Annotated in this window: 18 protein-coding genes, 1 tRNA gene and 2 pseudogenes; 14 read left to right on the top strand and 7 right to left on the bottom strand. The window is 64.4% G+C overall.

Annotated features, from left to right (window positions below; genetic code table 11):
• Nucleotides 1-419: 419 nt before the first annotated feature.
• Nucleotides 420-1,193, top strand: coding sequence for a sulfite exporter TauE/SafE family protein (locus tag SYNGFB01_RS03485; protein ID WP_048016938.1), 774 nt, complete (start codon nt 420-422; stop codon nt 1,191-1,193).
• On the opposite strand, the gene SYNGFB01_RS03480 is transcribed toward SYNGFB01_RS03485, so the two are convergent.
• From SYNGFB01_RS03480 to SYNGFB01_RS03470, 3 genes are all read right to left on the bottom strand, one after another.
• Nucleotides 1,117-1,980 carry a class II glutamine amidotransferase gene (locus SYNGFB01_RS03480; RefSeq protein ID WP_053068303.1) on the bottom strand — a complete coding sequence of 288 codons (864 nt, stop codon included), beginning with the start codon at nt 1,978-1,980 and terminating at the stop codon, nt 1,117-1,119. The two genes, SYNGFB01_RS03485 and SYNGFB01_RS03480, sit on opposite strands and share 77 nt — an antisense overlap.
• 7 nt (nt 1,981-1,987) lie before the next feature.
• Nucleotides 1,988-3,034 carry a sulfate ABC transporter substrate-binding protein gene (locus SYNGFB01_RS03475; RefSeq protein WP_235299905.1) on the bottom strand — a complete coding sequence of 349 codons (1,047 nt, stop codon included), beginning with the start codon at nt 3,032-3,034 and terminating at the stop codon, nt 1,988-1,990.
• A 125-nt stretch (nt 3,035-3,159) separates the two neighbouring features.
• Nucleotides 3,160-4,176, bottom strand: a complete 1,017-nt coding sequence (locus tag SYNGFB01_RS03470; RefSeq protein ID WP_235299904.1) for a sulfate ABC transporter substrate-binding protein — start codon at nt 4,174-4,176, stop codon at nt 3,160-3,162.
• Nucleotides 4,177-4,390: 214 nt separating this feature from the next.
• Between SYNGFB01_RS03470 and SYNGFB01_RS03465 the strand changes: the two genes are divergently transcribed.
• The 8 genes and pseudogenes from SYNGFB01_RS03465 (at nt 4,391) to SYNGFB01_RS14040 (ending at nt 9,400) form a co-directional block, all read left to right on the top strand.
• Nucleotides 4,391-4,669: an Rrf2 family transcriptional regulator gene (locus SYNGFB01_RS03465; RefSeq protein ID WP_161795836.1), complete on the top strand. Its 279-nt coding sequence runs from the start codon at nt 4,391-4,393 to the stop codon at nt 4,667-4,669.
• Between the two features lie 396 nt (nt 4,670-5,065).
• Nucleotides 5,066-5,551 (top strand): Crp/Fnr family transcriptional regulator, encoded by a 486-nt coding sequence (locus tag SYNGFB01_RS03460; protein ID WP_053068302.1) that lies wholly within the window; start codon nt 5,066-5,068, stop codon nt 5,549-5,551.
• Nucleotides 5,548-5,733, top strand: coding sequence for a hypothetical protein (locus SYNGFB01_RS03455; RefSeq protein ID WP_048016924.1), 186 nt, complete (start codon nt 5,548-5,550; stop codon nt 5,731-5,733). Before SYNGFB01_RS03460 ends, SYNGFB01_RS03455 begins: the two co-directional genes overlap by 4 nt.
• A gap of 60 nt (nt 5,734-5,793) precedes the next feature.
• Nucleotides 5,794-6,783 carry a cysteine synthase A gene (gene cysK, locus SYNGFB01_RS03450; RefSeq protein WP_048016948.1) on the top strand — a complete coding sequence of 330 codons (990 nt, stop codon included), beginning with the start codon at nt 5,794-5,796 and terminating at the stop codon, nt 6,781-6,783.
• A gap of 93 nt (nt 6,784-6,876) precedes the next feature.
• Nucleotides 6,877-7,835, top strand: a pseudogene (locus SYNGFB01_RS16195) (sulfurtransferase).
• 157 nt (nt 7,836-7,992) lie between these two features.
• Nucleotides 7,993-8,646, top strand: coding sequence for a YeeE/YedE thiosulfate transporter family protein (locus tag SYNGFB01_RS12355; protein WP_161795839.1), 654 nt, complete (start codon nt 7,993-7,995; stop codon nt 8,644-8,646).
• Nucleotides 8,637-9,194, top strand: coding sequence for a YeeE/YedE thiosulfate transporter family protein (locus tag SYNGFB01_RS16190; protein ID WP_072061536.1), 558 nt, complete (start codon nt 8,637-8,639; stop codon nt 9,192-9,194). The genes SYNGFB01_RS12355 and SYNGFB01_RS16190 overlap by 10 nt, the downstream gene beginning before the upstream one ends.
• Before the next feature lie 8 nt (nt 9,195-9,202).
• A complete protein-coding gene (locus SYNGFB01_RS14040; protein WP_072061538.1) occupies nt 9,203-9,400 on the top strand; it encodes a hypothetical protein in 198 nt (65 codons plus the stop codon).
• 242 nt (nt 9,401-9,642) lie between these two features.
• On the opposite strand, the gene SYNGFB01_RS03430 is transcribed toward SYNGFB01_RS14040, so the two are convergent.
• Both SYNGFB01_RS03430 and SYNGFB01_RS03425 read right to left on the bottom strand, forming a co-directional pair.
• Entirely contained in the window at nt 9,643-10,278 is a 636-nt protein-coding gene (locus tag SYNGFB01_RS03430) for a peroxiredoxin (RefSeq protein ID WP_048016935.1), read from the bottom strand.
• Between the two features lie 126 nt (nt 10,279-10,404).
• Nucleotides 10,405-11,412 (bottom strand): sulfate/molybdate ABC transporter ATP-binding protein, encoded by a 1,008-nt coding sequence (locus SYNGFB01_RS03425; RefSeq protein ID WP_048016934.1) that lies wholly within the window; start codon nt 11,410-11,412, stop codon nt 10,405-10,407.
• 118 nt (nt 11,413-11,530) lie between these two features.
• On the opposite strand from SYNGFB01_RS03425, the gene cysT reads away from it, so the two are divergent.
• Nucleotides 11,531-12,400: a sulfate ABC transporter permease subunit CysT gene (cysT, locus tag SYNGFB01_RS03420; RefSeq protein WP_048016933.1), complete on the top strand. Its 870-nt coding sequence runs from the start codon at nt 11,531-11,533 to the stop codon at nt 12,398-12,400.
• Between the two features lie 38 nt (nt 12,401-12,438).
• Complete coding sequence (locus tag SYNGFB01_RS03415) at nt 12,439-13,299, top strand: sulfate ABC transporter permease (RefSeq protein ID WP_048016932.1); 861 nt, start codon at nt 12,439-12,441, stop codon at nt 13,297-13,299.
• Nucleotides 13,300-13,306: 7 nt separating this feature from the next.
• Here SYNGFB01_RS03415 and SYNGFB01_RS03410 read toward each other — a convergent pair whose 3' ends face one another.
• Together SYNGFB01_RS03410 and SYNGFB01_RS03405 are read right to left on the bottom strand one after the other, a co-directional pair.
• Nucleotides 13,307-13,876, bottom strand: coding sequence for a cytochrome b/b6 domain-containing protein (locus SYNGFB01_RS03410; RefSeq protein WP_235299901.1), 570 nt, complete (start codon nt 13,874-13,876; stop codon nt 13,307-13,309).
• An 8-nt stretch (nt 13,877-13,884) separates the two neighbouring features.
• Nucleotides 13,885-13,968 (bottom strand) — tRNA-Leu (locus SYNGFB01_RS03405).
• 42 nt (nt 13,969-14,010) lie between these two features.
• Here SYNGFB01_RS03405 and ndhL point away from each other — a divergent pair.
• The 3 genes and pseudogenes from ndhL to trpA all read left to right on the top strand — a co-directional run bounded on the left by ndhL (nt 14,011) and on the right by trpA (nt 15,454).
• Nucleotides 14,011-14,262: an NAD(P)H-quinone oxidoreductase subunit L gene (gene ndhL / locus SYNGFB01_RS03400; protein ID WP_048016946.1), complete on the top strand. Its 252-nt coding sequence runs from the start codon at nt 14,011-14,013 to the stop codon at nt 14,260-14,262.
• Nucleotides 14,259-14,603: a DUF3007 family protein gene (locus tag SYNGFB01_RS03395; protein WP_048016930.1), complete on the top strand. Its 345-nt coding sequence runs from the start codon at nt 14,259-14,261 to the stop codon at nt 14,601-14,603. The genes ndhL and SYNGFB01_RS03395 overlap by 4 nt, the downstream gene beginning before the upstream one ends.
• Before the next feature lie 106 nt (nt 14,604-14,709).
• A pseudogene (trpA, locus tag SYNGFB01_RS03390) lies at nt 14,710-15,454 on the top strand (tryptophan synthase subunit alpha).

Raw genomic sequence — 15,454 nt, 5'->3', positions numbered from 1 at the left:
CCTGAAGCCCACCAACGTCTCAGCGTCAAGGTGCAGAGCCAAATCCAGGAAGGCGTGGCCGGGGGCACAAGCCGCTGTAACGCCAGCCACCCCACTAGCCCATCCTGGCTGTCTAGAAATATCAAGAAGCGGCCAGAGATGAAGAGTTGGGCCATTTCAATCGCCTCATCTTCAAGGCCTCATCAGTTGAGCCCACCCATCACGNCGGCATGGATCATCGGAAGGCAAGGGGTCACAACAATCAGCTCCGACACACTTACCCCTTCGATCGCTGGCCTCGCCGGAGCCCCTGGCTGGTTGTCGCCCTGGGAACCTGGTTGGCAGTTATATTGGGCAGTCATCCCTCGCTCTTTGTGGGGGTGGGAGTCATCGCCCTGGTGAGCGGTTTGTTGCTGCACTCCGATCATGGCTGACACTTGATGCAGACCGGCCTCAGTGCTGCCAGTTTGTTCGTGATCAGTGGAGCGGCAATCGCCGCCGGGCTGGTGAATGCGATCGCCGGCGGAGGTTCCCTGATCAGCTTTCCAGTGCTCACCGCCGTGGGCCTGCCTGCAGTCACGGCCAACCTGACCAACACCGTGGCCTTGCTGCCCGGATATGGCGGCGCCGCTCTTGCTCAGCGGCGCGATCTGGCGGGCCAGCGGGGGCGGGCCCTTCTGCTGTTGCCGCCAGCGGCCCTGGGAGGCTTCCTGGGCGCCGTGCTGCTGCTGCGGAGTGGCGAAGCGATCTTCGACATGCTGGTGCCATGGCTGATCCTGCTGGGCACCGGGCTGCTCGCATTGCAGGAGCCGCTGCGCGGATGGCTGCTGGCGAAGCAGAACCCCCTGAACCGGCACGGGCTGGAGAGCGCCGCAACGCTGCCGGTGTTTCTGGTCTCGATCTACGGCGGCTACTTCGGCGCTGGCCTGAGCGTGATCCTGCTTGCGGTGCTAGCCGTGCTGCTCAACGACAGCCTCACCCGCCTGAACGGCCTCAAACAGGGCCTGGCCCTGCAGGTGAACCTGGCGGCGGCACTGCTGTTCGTGGCGTCCGGCAGGCTCGACTGGTCTGCAACCATCGTGATGGCACTGGGGTCTTCACTCGGCGGGCTGCTGGGGGGGCGACTGGCCAGCCGCGTCAGCCCGGCACAGCTTCGGGCTGTGGTCGTCCTGCTGGGCCTGGCGGTAGGGCTGACATTCCTGTTGCGACCGTGATGGCCAGCTCGCCGCGTCGGCGCCGGTGGATTTCCCCATCCACGAGCAGCATCGACTCACCGGGCTCGAAGGCTTGCCAGTGCTCATCGGTGGTGAGCGGTTCGGTGCTGAGGATTGTCACCACGTCTGAAGGGGTGGTGAGCGCGGCGAAATCCACCTGCAACGGCACATCGGCAAGGGTGGCGCTGCGGAACGGCGCCCGGCGCGTGAGCCAATGCAGGCGAGTGGTGGCCGTGGCAAATAACCAGCGACCATTGCTGATCAGGGCATTGAAGGTGCCCCGCCGGGCCAGTTCCCCGGCGCAGTGGTGCAGCAGCGCGAACAGGGCCCCGCGATCCTCGGGATCAGGACTGACTTGATCGAGTTGCTCCAGGATCCAGCAGAAAGCTGCCTCACTGTCGGTGGAGCCGAACGGCCGGTAGCGATCGCCCAGAGGGATGTCTCCACTCAGGTCGCCGTTATGGGCGAACACCCAGGTCTGGTCCTGCCAGGTGCGAGAGAAAGGATGGCAGTTCTCGAGCGCCACAACCCCTTGGGTGGCCTTGCGGATGTGCGCGATCGACACCAGGGCCGTCGGGGAGCGGTGGGCCAGTTGATCGGCCAGAGCTGAAAACGCTGCTGGGGCGTCCTCCCTGACGACAGTTAGACCATGGCCATCGCTGCTGAAGCTGGCCAGCCCCCAGCCATCGGCGTGCTCACCGGTCGCACCGCCACGGCGGCTGAGCCCCNTGAAGGAGAAGCCCATGTCGGTGGGGNTGTTGGCATTGAGGGCGAGCAGTTCACACATAACCTGTTCAGCGGGTCTTGGCAAAGAGGCGGTCCCAGATGCCACCGTCGCCGAAGAAGGTCTTGTTCACAACCTTCCAGCCGCCGAAATCCTCCACCGAGAACAAGCGCTTCACTGGAGCAAAGCGATCCTTCACCCGCTGCCACACAGCAGNNTTGGTGGGCCGGAATCCCTCCTCGGCAAAGATCTCCTGGGCCTCTTCGGTGTAGAGATACTGGGCCAGAGCTTCAGCAGCCTTGCGGGTGCCCTTGCGATCCACCACCTTGTCAACGACGGCAACGGGACCTTCGATGCGGATATTCAATTCAGGCACCACAAATGGGGCTTTTAGATCACCCGTCTTAGTAGCGAGAAGAGCCTCATTCTCGTAGTTGAGTAGCACATCACCCTGGTCGCGCTTGAGGAACACATCCGAGGCCTCGCGAGCATCCTTGGGGAGATTTTCAACGTTCCTGTAGACGCTGGTCACATAGGCCTCCGCCTGCTGCTCACTGCCACCGGTCTGGGTGACCGAGCCCCAGAGCCCCAGGAAGTTCCAGCGGGCACCGCCGGAGGTTTTGGGGTTGGCCGTCACCACCGTGACGCCGGGCTTGGTGAGGTCAGCCCAGGAGCGAATGCCCTTGGGATTACCAGGCCGGGTCAGAAACGCCACTGTGGAGTTGGTGATGATGCTCCTGTTGGGCAGTTCCTGCTCCCAGCCGGCATCCACGAGACCGGCTTCTTCAAGCTTCAGCACGTCAGCCGAGAGCGCAAGGGTCACCACATCGGCGTCAAGGCCATCGATGACGGCACGGGCCTGACTGCCAGATCCGCCGTAACTGGTCTTGATCGTGAGCTCCTGGCCGGTTTTGGCTCTCCAGCTGTCCACAAAGCGGGGCAGAATCCGCGCATAGGCCCCCTTCGTCACGGCGTAGCTCACCAGCAGAAGCTCCTGACGGTCGGCCGCCCCCTTCGGAGCAGAGGACTGGGAGCCTGGCCCCGCGCAGGATGCCAACAGGAGAGCCCCTCCAAGGGCAAGAGGGAAGGCCAGGATGCGATGAGCGTAGATTGTCACAATAGCCGGTCGGAAATAGGTCTTGATCTTAGCATCCTTGATGGGTCGGCCTCTCAGGGGTGGCGAGCGCCATGAAAANGCCCTGGCTGGCGGCCAGGGCCTGGATGCGTGTGAGGCGTTGGCCGTCAGCGGGTCTTGGAGAAGATCTGCTCCCAGACCCCGCCCTTGCCGAAGAACTTCTTGTCGATGCCGGACCAGCCGCCGAAATCACCCACCTTGAAGAATTCGAGATTCTGGAATTTGCCGCGGGCATAGGCCTTTCCCTCTGGCGTCACCGGACGGAAGCNGTTGTCGACAAAAATCTTCTGGGCAGCGGGAGTGTACAGGAACTTGACAAAGGCCTCGGCCACCTTGCGGGTGCCGCGCTTGTCGACCACCTTGTCTACCACCGTGACCGGTTGCTCGGTGAGCACGTTGGGACTGAACAGCTTGTAGGGGGTGGTCCACTCCCCTTTGCGCCTGGCCAGGATCGCCTCGGTCTCCCAGTTCAGAAGGACATCGCCCTGCTTGCGCTTGATGAAGAAGTCGGTGGCTTCGCGGGCGTCCTTGGGCAGCACATCGGCATTCTTGTAGACCCCGGTGATGAAGCTGCGCGCCTGGGCCTCCGATCCACCCGTGCGGGTGATGGCTCCCCAGAGAGCCAGGAAGTTCCAGCGGGCGCCGCCGGATGTCTTGGGATTGGCAAGCACCACATCCACATTCTTGTTGTCGAGATCCTTCCAGCTGTTGATCTTCTTGGGATTGCCCGGCCGCACGAACACGGCAACCGTGGAGTTGATCGGGGTGGAGTTGTTGGGGTTCTCCTTCTCCCAGCCCGGCTTGATCAGGCCCGCCTGCTGGATCTTGCTCACGTCGGCGGCCATGGCCAGGCTCACCACATCGGCCTCGAGACCGTCGATCACCGCACGGGTCTGGGAGCCGGAGCCGCCGTAGCTGCCCTTGAAAGTCACGGTCTGGCCGGTCTTTTTCTTCCAGTCTGCGGCGAACAGGGGAAAGATCTTGTCGTAAGCCGCTTTTGTCACGGCATAGGAGACCAGCGTGATGGTCTGGGGCTGGGGCGGCTGCTGGGCCTGCACCAGGGGCGTGCCAAGGGTTGCGGCCGAAGCGAGCGCCAACGGCACGGCAGCCAGACCCACGAGCACAACCCGGCGGGACCTGGCAGAAGCGAACGAAATAGAATTCACGGTTTCTCGATCGAGAACTGCGTGAAGGTACCGCCGTCTCCGGCCTTGCCGATGTGCTCTCAGGCACATGGGCAGGCCCCATTCCCCGGCAGGGCGCCGTTCTTTGCCTGCAAGAATGGGACGGTTTACCGGTAGGGAGATGGGATTTAGCGCAAAAACGGAGTATGGGCTTGTGGCGTTGCTGGACCTGGCCGCGGCTCATGTCTCCGGGGGCCTGCTGCAGACGCGGGAAATCAGCCGCAACCATGGCATCCCCGAGCGCTACCTCGAGCAGATGCTCACAGCCCTGCGCAAAGGTGGGTTTCTCAAGAGCGTGCGCGGCCCCCACGGAGGGTTCCAGCTCACCCGCTCCCCAGAGCAGATCAGCATCGCCGAGGTAGAGACCTGCCTTGAGGGCGAGAGCACCAGCGAGCACCAGGCAACCGGGAGGACCCAGGCTTTCTGGCCCTGAAGGCCCTGGCTCAGCGGGCAGATCAGGCCCGCAGCGAGGTCCTGGCCCAGACCAGCCTGGCGCAGCTGGTGCAGGAGCGGGAGAACCTCAGGCAACCCCAGCCCATGTTTTACATCTGAGCCCCCCGCCTGGATTCCGACTCCATCAGGCATGGCCGCGCCGCAGGGCCAATGGGAAGCCCTGTTGTGTGCCTGAGAATACCGGTATTCCCATCGGGTAGGTGCATAATCCTGATCAGTTGCTCGCGCCCATGGCCACCTGTTGTCGAATGCCTCGGTTTGTCCTGCTTCCTGCTGCTGCAGATCCGCCCCAACGCCCGCCGACACCATGACCACTTCACTGCTCAAGCGTCCCTTGCGACTCACGCTTCACCCCCAGGATGTGCTTCCTGAGGCGATGAGCTGGCGCCTCCTGGAGGGCTACGTACGCTCTGCGACCTGGGACGCGGAAGGTGAGAGCATCACGCTGGGCCTGTGGGGCCCGAACGATGTGATCAGCTCAGAAGACCCAGCCCTGCAACCGATGGAACTGCAGTGCCTCACCACAGTTGTGGTGGAGCACATCGAGCTCAATCCAGACGATCAGCACCAGCATCTGCGCCGTGAGCGCCAGATGCTGGCAGAGTTGCTCACCATCCAACGCATCCGATCGGCTGAGCATCGGCTGATGTCGCTGCTCACCTGGATCGGCCGCCGACATGGTCAGCTCAGCAGCCGAGGTTGCCGGTTGTCACTGAATGAACTCAATCTCACCCACCGCGCTCTGGCCGAATTGTGCGGTCTCACGCGCGTCACGGTCACCAAGCTGCTCAGCCGGTTCCGACTGGATGGCCAGCTGGTGGCGGTTGGCGGAGGAGATCTCTTGATCCCGAAATTGCCATGAGCTCCTTCTCGCCCCCCTGGTGCCTTCACTGGGAGCTCGACGGCGAGCTGGAGATCAGCGACCGCCAGGATCTCTTCCTCACTCTGACCAGCTCCGAAGCAGGCCGGATTCAACAACTCCTGCTACAGGCCACCCGCGTCACATCGCATCAGCCCAACCCAATGACCAGGCACAGCGCCTGAGCCGTATAGCCCCCGGAGCTTTCTTCGGGGGTTTTTTCCTGCCTTGATTTGCTGATTCCCATGAGCACCATCTTCGCCGACAACAGCCTCACGATCGGCCGGACACCCCTGGTGCAACTCAACCGGGTGACCCAGGGATGCAAGGCGCGGGTGCTGGCCAAGATCGAGGGCCGCAATCCGGCCTTCTCGGTGAAGTGCCGGATCGGAGCGGCAATGATCTGGCAGGCGGAGCAGGACGGCCTGCTCGGCCCCGGCAAGGAACTGGTGGAACCCACCAGCGGCAATACCGGCATCGCCCTGGCCTTCGTGGCGGCGTCGCGCGGCATCCGGCTCACCCTCACCATGCCGGAGACGATGAGCCTGGAACGGCGCAAGCTGCTCACCGCCTACGGCGCCCATCTGGTGCTCACCGAGGGGCGGCTGGGCATGGCGGGAGCGATCGGTGCCGCCAATGAGATGGTGGCCTCCGATCCCGACCGCTACGTGCTGCTGCAGCAGTTCGCCAACCCCGCCAATCCCCGGATCCACCACGACACCACCGGCCCGGAGATCTGGGACGACAGCGAGGGCCAGGTGGATGTGCTGGTGGCGGGGGTGGGCACCGGCGGCACGATCACCGGCGTGAGCCGCTACATCAAGCAGACCCTCGGCCAGCCGCTCGTCTCGGTGGCGGTGGAACCGGCCAGCAGTCCGGTGATCAGCCAGACCCGCGCCGGCGAGGAACTCAGGCCCGGTCCCCACAAGATCCAGGGCATCGGTGCCGGTTTCGTGCCGGCCAATCTCGATCTGGCGCTGGTCGACCGCGTGGAGACTGTGACCGATATCGACGCCATCGCCATGGCGCAACGCCTGGCTCGGGAGGAGGGCATCCTGGCCGGCATCTCCTGCGGCGCCGCCACCACGGCAGCGCTGCGGCTGGCCCGCGAGGAGGCCTATACCGGCAAGACCATCGTGGTCGTGCTGCCTGATTCCGGCGAGTGTTACCTGAGCACCGACCTCTATCGCGACTTCCTATGGGCGATACCAATCCACGAGAGCGTGTTGCAGTAGGCACGGCACTAGGTGTCAAGGGTCACATGGGCAGGGCGGACTGACTCATTAGTTTGTGACATATTCCAATCGGGATAAGCACCAATGGTTCGGATGTCGTTCTCGCGTCGCTGGTTCCTGGCGGGAACCAGCGCCCTGGCCATCACCGTCCTCTCGCCCATCAGCGCTGCCTTGCCGGCCAACGCCAGAACCGAAATCAACCTTCTCTCGCCCGCCGAAGCCTCCTCAGCAGCCCAGAGCGGGCAGTGGAAAATCCTGGATGTGCGCCCCGTGCCGCCGCTCGACTACATCAGTGGCCATCTGCCCAATGCCGTACACCTATCCGAGCAGGCGTTTCGGGGACCGAACGGCAAGCTGCCCTTTCAGATCTGGCCCGCTGGTGATCTGGCCAATCTGCTGAGCAGAGCTGGGATTTCCAACCGTGACAAGGTGCTGGTGTACTCGGACGGCACCAATGTGCTGGGCGCCTCCCTGGTGGCTTACATCCTTGAGAAGAGCGGAGTGAGCAAGGTGGGCATCCTGGATGGGGCTTCAGCGCCTACAAAGCCTCCGGAGCCCCGGTCACGAAGGTCTTCCCCAGCTACAGGTTCGGCACGTTCAAGCCCACCACGACGCCCGGACTCGCGATCGGCCTGCAGGAGTTGCTTCCCCTGGTGGGCCGCCCGGATGTGGTGATCGTGGATCCACGACCGAAAGGGCTGTTTGAAGGCACTGAACAGACCTTCATTCGCAACGGCCACATACCCGGAGCCATCAATATCACCTGGCAATCAGTCACAGAGGCCAACAATCCAGATGAGGCACTCAAGAATCCCCACAAGCTCAAATCAGTGGAAGCATTGCGAAAACTCTTTGCAAGCCACGGTGTCACGCCAGAGAAAACAGTGATCGTGTCGTGCAGCACCGGTCGTGAAGCCAGCCTGCAGTACATCGTGCTCAAGCACCTGCTGGGATATCCAAACGTTCGCATCTATGAGGGATCCTGGACCGAATACAGCGCAACCCAGCACCCTGTGCAGACCGGGCCCGGTGCATCGGCTGTCAAGAACTGATCAGCCATGAGCCGCGCCATGCACGCTGTGCTGCTGTTGCTGACTGGAATGCTGTGCTGGAACGCATGGTGCCCATGGCGGTTCTGGCTTGTGACAGCGGCAGCAGCGATGCACCCAAAGCCAAGGGCAGGCCGTGAAGGTCCGGCGGCTGATCTGGGTGGTGTTCGCCCTGCTGCTGGGCGTGGGCTGGGGGGCTGGCGATCTCAGCACAGGCTTGGTCTGGGTGGTTGGCTGCGGCATCGGGTTCGCTCTGGTGCAGTTCCGCTTCGGATTCACAGAGCCGATTCGAAGGCTGGTCACCCGGGGGGATGCCAGCGGCGTGTATCGCATCGCCATGCTGATGATCATCCTGGTGCTGGGGACTGCCATCCTCCTGGCACTGCCCGAGCCGTTCGCCCTGAGCCTCAAGTTATCGCGGGCACCGCTGCGCTGGAGCCTGGTTGGGGGGGCGTTTGTCTTTGGGGTAGGCATGCAGATGGCCGGTCGCTGCGGCAGTGGCACCCTGGCCTCAGCGGGAGCTCGAAATGGTGGTTTTGCCTGGATCCTTGCGGGCCTGATTGCCGGAGTCTTCGCGGGATCTCTGCAGCGTCCACTCATCGAAGCTGTTACTCCCGAGGGATTGCCACCCCTGGTGCTCACCGATGCTGTTCCGCTCTGGATGGCGGTTGGCATTCAACTTGGTGTGCTGGCGCTGTTGCTGGGGCTTGGCGTGGCCAGTTGGCCGGAAACTCCGAATGAAGCGCCGAGAAGCCAGAATCCTTGGCCAGGTGGTTGGGCCCTCCCTTGTTACTGGGTGTTGGGATGCTTCTGATGCTGATTGTCAGTGGGGAACCCTGGAAAGTGCTCTGGGGGCTGGCTCTGACGGGTGCACACACCGCAAAGATGCTCGGCTGGAATCCCGCCGGCGCAGTGTTCTGGTCAGAGCCAACACGGGCCGCACTCCTGAGCAGTCCCTGGAACTGGATCCGGCACGATGCTGTGGTGGCTGATCTCGCCGTGATCTATGGGGCCATTGCGGCGAGGGCCTCGTATCAGCGGCCGCCCGCGGAGAGCATGCGGATCCAGACCATCCACGCANNCCCCTGGCGAAACGTGCGNCAGATTGGTGGGGGATTGCTGATGGGCTTCGGCGGCTTCATCTCCTACGGCTGCAACATCAGTGCCTTTCTGGGNNNCATCATGAGCTTTAGNCGTCCATGGTTGGATCTGGCTTGCTGCGGCGCTGGCTGGTTCATGGTGTTTTCTATGGCTAGGGAAGGTAGTCAGGCTCACATATCTATGAGCCGAGAGAGCCACATCAATGTGCCTGGTCTGCTTTACGCCATCCAGCCGAAAGGCCAGCATCGATTCAGAGAATGATCAGCCNAGTGCGCGAAGTGATCTTCCAGGTATGTCGAGATGAGCCTGGCTTGCTAGAAGCAACAACTGCAAACTCAACTGTTGTCATCACGGCGGCTTCTCTGGAAGAATTGCGTCACGAAGCACGAGACGCGTTGATCAAGCAGATTGGCCCTGGTCATATTGCCTTCCGGGTGGTGGTTCGCCGTCAGCGCAAACCGATTTGATAGTGCATCATCTGCAGCTTTCTGGATCAGGGGTGCAGTGCAACTCTCACTCCCATCATCTTCAGCTCTCCAGAAAAAAGGGGACAGCGATGGCCATCCCCTTGGGTCCCTACCCTGTTCCGATCAAGGTCCGATCAAGAACAGATTCAGCTTGACAGATACACTTCCTAATGATGGTGCCTGAAATCACAGCACCTGTTAACCACAAAGACAATCTCCTATCGTCGCGGATGATAGCCGGATCAGCGGTTGGGCTGCGGGGTCATGCGCAGATAGGGCTTGATCTCGGTGACGCCCTTGGGGAACTTGCCGCGGNCTTCATCGGTGGGGATCGAGGGAACCACCACACAATCGTCGCCGTCCTTCCAGTTCACCGGAGTGGCCACCTGGTGGTTGTCAGTGAGCTGCAGGGAATCGATCACCCTGAGGATCTCGTCGAAGTTGCGGCCGGTGCTGGCGGGGTAGGTGATCTGCAGGCGCAGCTTCTTGTTGGGGTCGATGATGAACACCGAGCGAACCGTCAGATTGTTGAGCGCATTGGGGTGGATCATCCCGTAGAGATCTGCCACCTTCTTGTCCTCGTCGGCGAGGATCGGATAATCCACGGTCGTGTTCTGCGTCTCGTTGATGTCGCATATCCAGCCCTTGTGGCTTTCAGCGGAATCCACACTCAGGGCGATGGTCTTGACATTGCGCTTCTCCCATTCGGGGCGGAGCCGCGACACCTCACCGAGTTCGGTGGTGCACACAGGGGTGTAGTCGGCTGGGTGGGAGAACAGCACCACCCAGCTGTCGCCGGCGAAGTCGTAGAGATTGATCGGTCCCAGCTGGGAGTTCTGGGTGAAGTCGGGCACGGTGTCGCCCAGTCGAAGCGTCATGGATGTTATCCAAACCTGCCCAGCCATCTTCTCTTCTTCAACGCCCTGTTGTCCACCTTGAATGCCACACGGTGTGACCGTGACAACATCGTCCGGCTGCGCGGTGCCAGCAACGCTGCAGCNGATTCAGATCACATAGTCCGGCACGAAGGTGCGGGATTCCCGGCTGGTGACGTGCAGCGAATCGCCCGCCTTGAGCTGGCGGTAATCGAGCCGCTCCCGAGGCAGCTGGGCCACCACCACTTCGCCGCTGGCGAGAATGAGTTCGGCCTGGATGTCGCGGCCCAGATGGGTCAGGCGACGCAGCACCGCCGGCACGCTGCCGTCCTGGGGATGGCGGTGCAGCTCGAGATCGTGGGGCCGGATGAACACCTCGCCCTGCTGGTCACGGTTCGGGGCAAAAGGAACATGGGAGGGGAGCACGTTCACCGCCCCCACGAAGCCCATCACGAACGGACTGGCGGGCTGGTCGTAAATCTCAGCCGGTGTGCCGATCTGCTCGATCCGACCGTGATTCATCACCACGATCCGGTCGGCCACCTCCATGGCCTCTTCCTGGTCGTGGGTCACGATCACGGTGGTCACGTGCATCTCATCGTGCAGGTTGCGCAGCCAGGCCCGCAGCTCCTTGCGCACCTTGGCATCGAGCGCGCTGAAGGGCTCATCGAGCAGCAGCACCCGCGGCTGCACGGCCAGGGCCCGGGCCAGCGCCACCCGCTGGCGCTGGCCGCCTGAGAGCTGGGAGGGGTAGCGGTTGCCGAAGCCCTGCAGCTGCACCAGCTCCAGCAGTTCATCCACCCGACGGCGGATCGCCTCGTGCTTCCAGCCGCGCAGCTCCAGGCCGAAGCCCACGTTCTGGCGCACGGTGCGGTGCTTGAAGAGGGCGAAGTGCTGGAACACGAAGCCCACTTGCCGCTCCTGCACCGAGCGCCTGGTGGCCTCCTCACCGGTGATCCAGATGCGGCCGACATCAGCCTCCTCCAAGCCGGCGATCAGGCGCAGCAGCGTGCTCTTGCCGGAGCCGGAGGGGCCCAGCAGGGCCACCAGGGAGCCGGAGTCGACATCGAGGCTGACGTTGTCGACCGCACGGAAGGAGCCGAACTGCTTGCTTACACCCGCAACGCGGATACCCATGGCGGCAACGGCCGGAGGCGACCCGACCATCCTACAACAAAGACCTAGTTCTCAACCGGCTTACCGTTGATTACGGCGGGCAGAGGTGGTACGGTCCTCAGGCCGCCCGTGACTTGCCATGTCCTCTGCCGTGTTCTCTGAACGGCAGCGCTGGTCCCTGCCCAGCTGGCTGCAGCTGAGCTGGTCGTGGCGGATCACCTGGCTCTACCTGGCCCTGGTGCTGTTCCTGCCCCTGGGTGCCCTGGCGCTCAAGGCCGCCGCGGTCGGCCCGGCCCAGTTCTGGCAGCTTGCGACCACGGATGAGGCCCTGGCCACCTACCGGGTCAGCTTCGGCCTCTCGTTTCTGGCCGCTCTGCTCAACGGGGTCTTCGGGGTGGTGATCGCCTGGGCCCTGGTGCGCTGCCAGTTCCCCGGCCGGCGGCTGCTGGATTCCCTGATCGATCTTCCCTTTGCCCTGCCCACCGCCGTGGCAGGCCTGGCGCTGGCGGCGCTCTACAGCAGCAACGGCTGGCTGGGCGCACCGCTCCACGCCCTGTTCGGGCTGAAGGTGTCGTTCACCTGGCTGGGGGTGGCCATCGCCATGGTGTTCATCTCGCTGCCGTTCGTGGTGCGCAGCGTGGAACCGGTGCTCGAAGCCCTAGAGCGCGATCAGGAGGAAGCCGCCTGGTGCCTTGGCGCCAGCCCGCGCCAGACCCTGCTCAAGGTGGTGCTGCCCCAGCTGATGCCGGCGATCCTGGCCGGCGTGGCCCAGGGCTACAGCCGCGCTGTGGGCGAATACGGCTCGGTGGTGATGATTTCCTCCAACGTGCCCTTCAAGGACCTGATCACCCCCACCCTGATCATCCAGAAGCTGGAGGAATACGACTTCGCCTCCGCCACGGTGATCGGCATGGTGATGCTGCTGTTTTCGCTGCTGAGCCTCCTGGTGATCAACGGTCTGCAGGTGTGGGGCCGCCAGTGGGAAGCCAATCCCTCCCAGAGCGTCTGAAGCCTTCACACCACCAACTTCTCGCGTTTCTCACCACCATGCGTGCGTTCCTGCGCTCACTGCGGCGAGCCCTGCCCAGGCCCTCCGCATCGGCGATCATTCCAGTGATCGCCGGCCTCTATGTGGGCGTGATCATCCTGCTGCCGGCCCTCGAGGTGGTGGCCGGCGCCTTTGCCAAGGGGATCGAGCCCTTCCTCAGCAACTTCGAGTCGGAGGAGCTGCGCTCGGCGGTGCTGCTCACCCTGCGCTGCACCGCCATCGCCGTGCCCGCCAACACGATCTTCGGGCTGGCGGCGGCAACCGCCATCGCCCGGCGCCAGTTTCCGGGGAAAGCCCTGCTGCTCAGCGTGATCGATCTGCCCTTCTCGATCTCACCGGTGGTGGTGGGCCTGATGCTGGTGCTTGTCTACAGCCCCACACACGGCCTGCTGGGGGGGATCGTAAACAGCCTGGGCTGGCGGATCATCTTCTCCTGGCCCGGCATGGCGCTGGCCACGATCATCGTGACCTTCCCCTTCATGGCCCGCGAAGTGATTCCCCTGCTGGAGGAGGAGGGTTGGGACCAGGAGGAGGCCGCCCGCACGCTCGGGGCCAATAACTGGCAGGTGTTCTGGAAGGTGACCCTGCCCTCGGTGCGCTGGGCGGTGATCTACGGCCTGATCCTCACCACGGCCCGCGCCCTGGGCGAATTCGGAGCCGTGGCCGTGGTGAGCGGCAACATCGCCGGCCAGACCCAGACCCTGCCGTTGTTCGTCGAGGACGCCTACAAGCAGTACGACACCGAACTGGCCTATGGAGCGGCGCTGGTGCTCGGGGGCGTGGGCCTGGTGTCGCTCCTGCTCAAGCTGGTGGTGGAACAGATCCTGGGTGGGGTGAAGGAGAGCGAACCGATGACCTGATCCAGCCTCACGGCCGCGAGATGAAGGCACGCACCTGGCCGGGCCAGTGGCGCGGTTGATCCCCCGCACGCACATGCACACTCAGGATCGAGCGCAGCATCGCCACACCACCGAGCTGCAAGCCGCCCAGCAGGTGGACGATCACCGCCCCCGCCACCAGCAGCCAGGCCAGCAGGTGCAGGCCATAGACCCAGTGGTGCAGCTCACCGCGGCGGAGCCAGTCCTCGTTCATCAGCTTGCCGCTGCCGATCGCCAGGGTCACCGCCCCCAGGGCCAGCGCATTGGAGGGACGCTGCAGCCGTCGGCGGCCCAGGGTGAGGGCATAGGCGGCAAACAGCACGGCCACCGGCAGCAGCAGCACACCTGCCGTGCCGTGCAGATCCACCCAGTCGCCCGTCGGGGTGATGGGCAGGCGGCCCCAGCGGCCGTCGTGGAGGCTGTACACCGCCAGCCCGCTGAGCCAGGCCGCCAGCACCAACAGTGCCGTGGCCCCATGCAGCAGGCGGAGCAGAGAAGGCTGGTAGGGGCGGGGCATTCGAAGCCAGGCGGGGTCCCGGCAGCGGCCAGGCTCAGCCATGCGGCAGGTGGGGGCAGGGGGACTTGAACCCCCACAGCCTTGCGGCCTGCGGATTTTAAGTCCGCTGCGTCTACCGGTTCCGCCATACCCCCGGCTCGCGCACTCTAGATTTGCCCCACCTGCACGGCACGGCCTTGGCACTTCCCGGGTTCCTGAGCGGCGTCTCCACCGACACCCTGCTGCTGCTGGGCCTCTATTCGGCCCTGGGCGGCGCCTACCTCGTGGTGATCCCGCTGCTGCTCTACGCCTGGATGGTGAAACGCTGGACCGTGATGGGCAAGCTCGAGCGGTTCGGGGTGTACGGCCTGGTGTTCCTCTTCTTCCCCGGCCTGGCGCTGTTCGCCCCCTTCATCAACCTGCGCATGGCAGGCCAGGCCAACCCGTGACCAAGGGGCAGGCGATCCTGCTGGGTCTGGCGGTTCTGGGGCTGGGGGGCCTGGGCTACGGCCTCTTCCGGGCGAGCGGCTTCGAGGGCTTCTCGGCCGGGATCGCCGCCTCGGCAGCGCTGATGCTGCTGGTGGTGGGCTGGACCGCCACGTATCTGGTGCGGGCCCTGAGCGGCAACATGACCTACATGCAGCAGCGCCGCGACTACCGCGCCGCCTACGACGCGCTCACCACCGAACAGCTCCAGGCCCGTTTCGACGCCCTCAGCCCCGAGGAGCAGGAGCGGCTGCTGCGCGACATCGGCCAGTTCGAGGAAGCCGGACCCACCGGCGAGGCATAGGCTCACAGGCCGAGAGCCGCTCCGCCTGAGCCCTGCTGTGACCGCCACCGCCACTCCGATCCAGCAGCGCTTCGATCTGCTGCGCAGCCAGCACCGCTGCGCCCTGATGCCCTTTCTGATGGCGGGCGATCCCGATCTGGCCAGCACCCGGGCCGCCCTGCTGGCTCTGCAGGCCAACGGTGCCGACCTGATCGAGCTGGGCATCCCCTACAGCGATCCCCTCGCCGACGGCCCNGTGATCCAGGCCGCCGCCAGTCGCGCCCTGGCGGCGGGCACCACCCCGGCCGCCGTGCTGGAGATGCTCGGCTCGCTCAGGGGTGAGCTCACCATCCCGGTGGTGCTGTTCACCTACAGCAACCCCCTGCTCAACCGCGGCATGGAGCGCTTCTGCGCCGCCGCCGCCGCCGCCGGTGCCGCCGGCTGGTGGTGCCGGATCTGCCGCTGGAGGAGGCCGAGAAGCTCTCCGGCATCGCCGCTGCCGCCGGCCTCGACCTGGTGCTGCTGGTGGCGCCCACCACCCCGGCGGAGCGCATGGCCCGCATCCACCAGGCCAGCCGCGGCTTCACCTACCTGGTGAGCGTTACCGGCGTGACGGGGGTGCGCACCGCCCTGGAATCCCGGGTGGAAGCCTGGTGGGGCAGCTGAAGGGCCTGGGGCCCACCCCGGTGGCCGTGGGCTTCGGCATCGCCGGCCCTGAGCAGGCCCGGCAGGTGCGCCAGTGGGGCGCCGACGGCGCCATCGTGGGCAGTGCCCTGGTGAAGGAGATGGCGGCCGCCAGTGAAACAGGCCAGCCGGTGGCGGAGGCCGCCGGCCGCTTCTGCGCCGCCTTGCGGGCCGGTCTCGACGGCTGA

The sequence above is a fragment of the Synechococcus sp. GFB01 genome, from assembly GCF_001039265.1.
GTDB lineage: Bacteria > Cyanobacteriota > Cyanobacteriia > PCC-6307 > Cyanobiaceae > NIES-981.
The sequence above is the reverse complement of the archived record's forward strand: the minus strand, read 5'-3'. Positions and strand labels throughout refer to the sequence as shown.

Bases quoted from the DNA above. Each gene is read 5' to 3' on its own strand.
- SYNGFB01_RS03485 (WP_048016938.1), top strand. From the start codon at position 420: ATGCAGACCGGCCTCAGTGCTGCCAGTTTGTTCGTGATCAGTGGAGCG.
- SYNGFB01_RS03460 (WP_053068302.1), top strand. From the start codon at position 5,066: ATGAGCTGGCGCCTCCTGGAGGGCTACGTACGCTCTGCGACCTGGGAC.
- SYNGFB01_RS03455 (WP_048016924.1), top strand. From the start codon at position 5,548: ATGAGCTCCTTCTCGCCCCCCTGGTGCCTTCACTGGGAGCTCGACGGC.
- cysK (WP_048016948.1), top strand. From the start codon at position 5,794: ATGAGCACCATCTTCGCCGACAACAGCCTCACGATCGGCCGGACACCC.
- SYNGFB01_RS03425 (WP_048016934.1), bottom strand. From the start codon at position 11,412: ATGGGTATCCGCGTTGCGGGTGTAAGCAAGCAGTTCGGCTCCTTCCGT.
- cysT (WP_048016933.1), top strand. From the start codon at position 11,531: ATGTCCTCTGCCGTGTTCTCTGAACGGCAGCGCTGGTCCCTGCCCAGC.
- SYNGFB01_RS03415 (WP_048016932.1), top strand. From the start codon at position 12,439: ATGCGTGCGTTCCTGCGCTCACTGCGGCGAGCCCTGCCCAGGCCCTCC.
- SYNGFB01_RS03410 (WP_235299901.1), bottom strand. From the start codon at position 13,876: ATGGCTGAGCCTGGCCGCTGCCGGGACCCCGCCTGGCTTCGAATGCCC.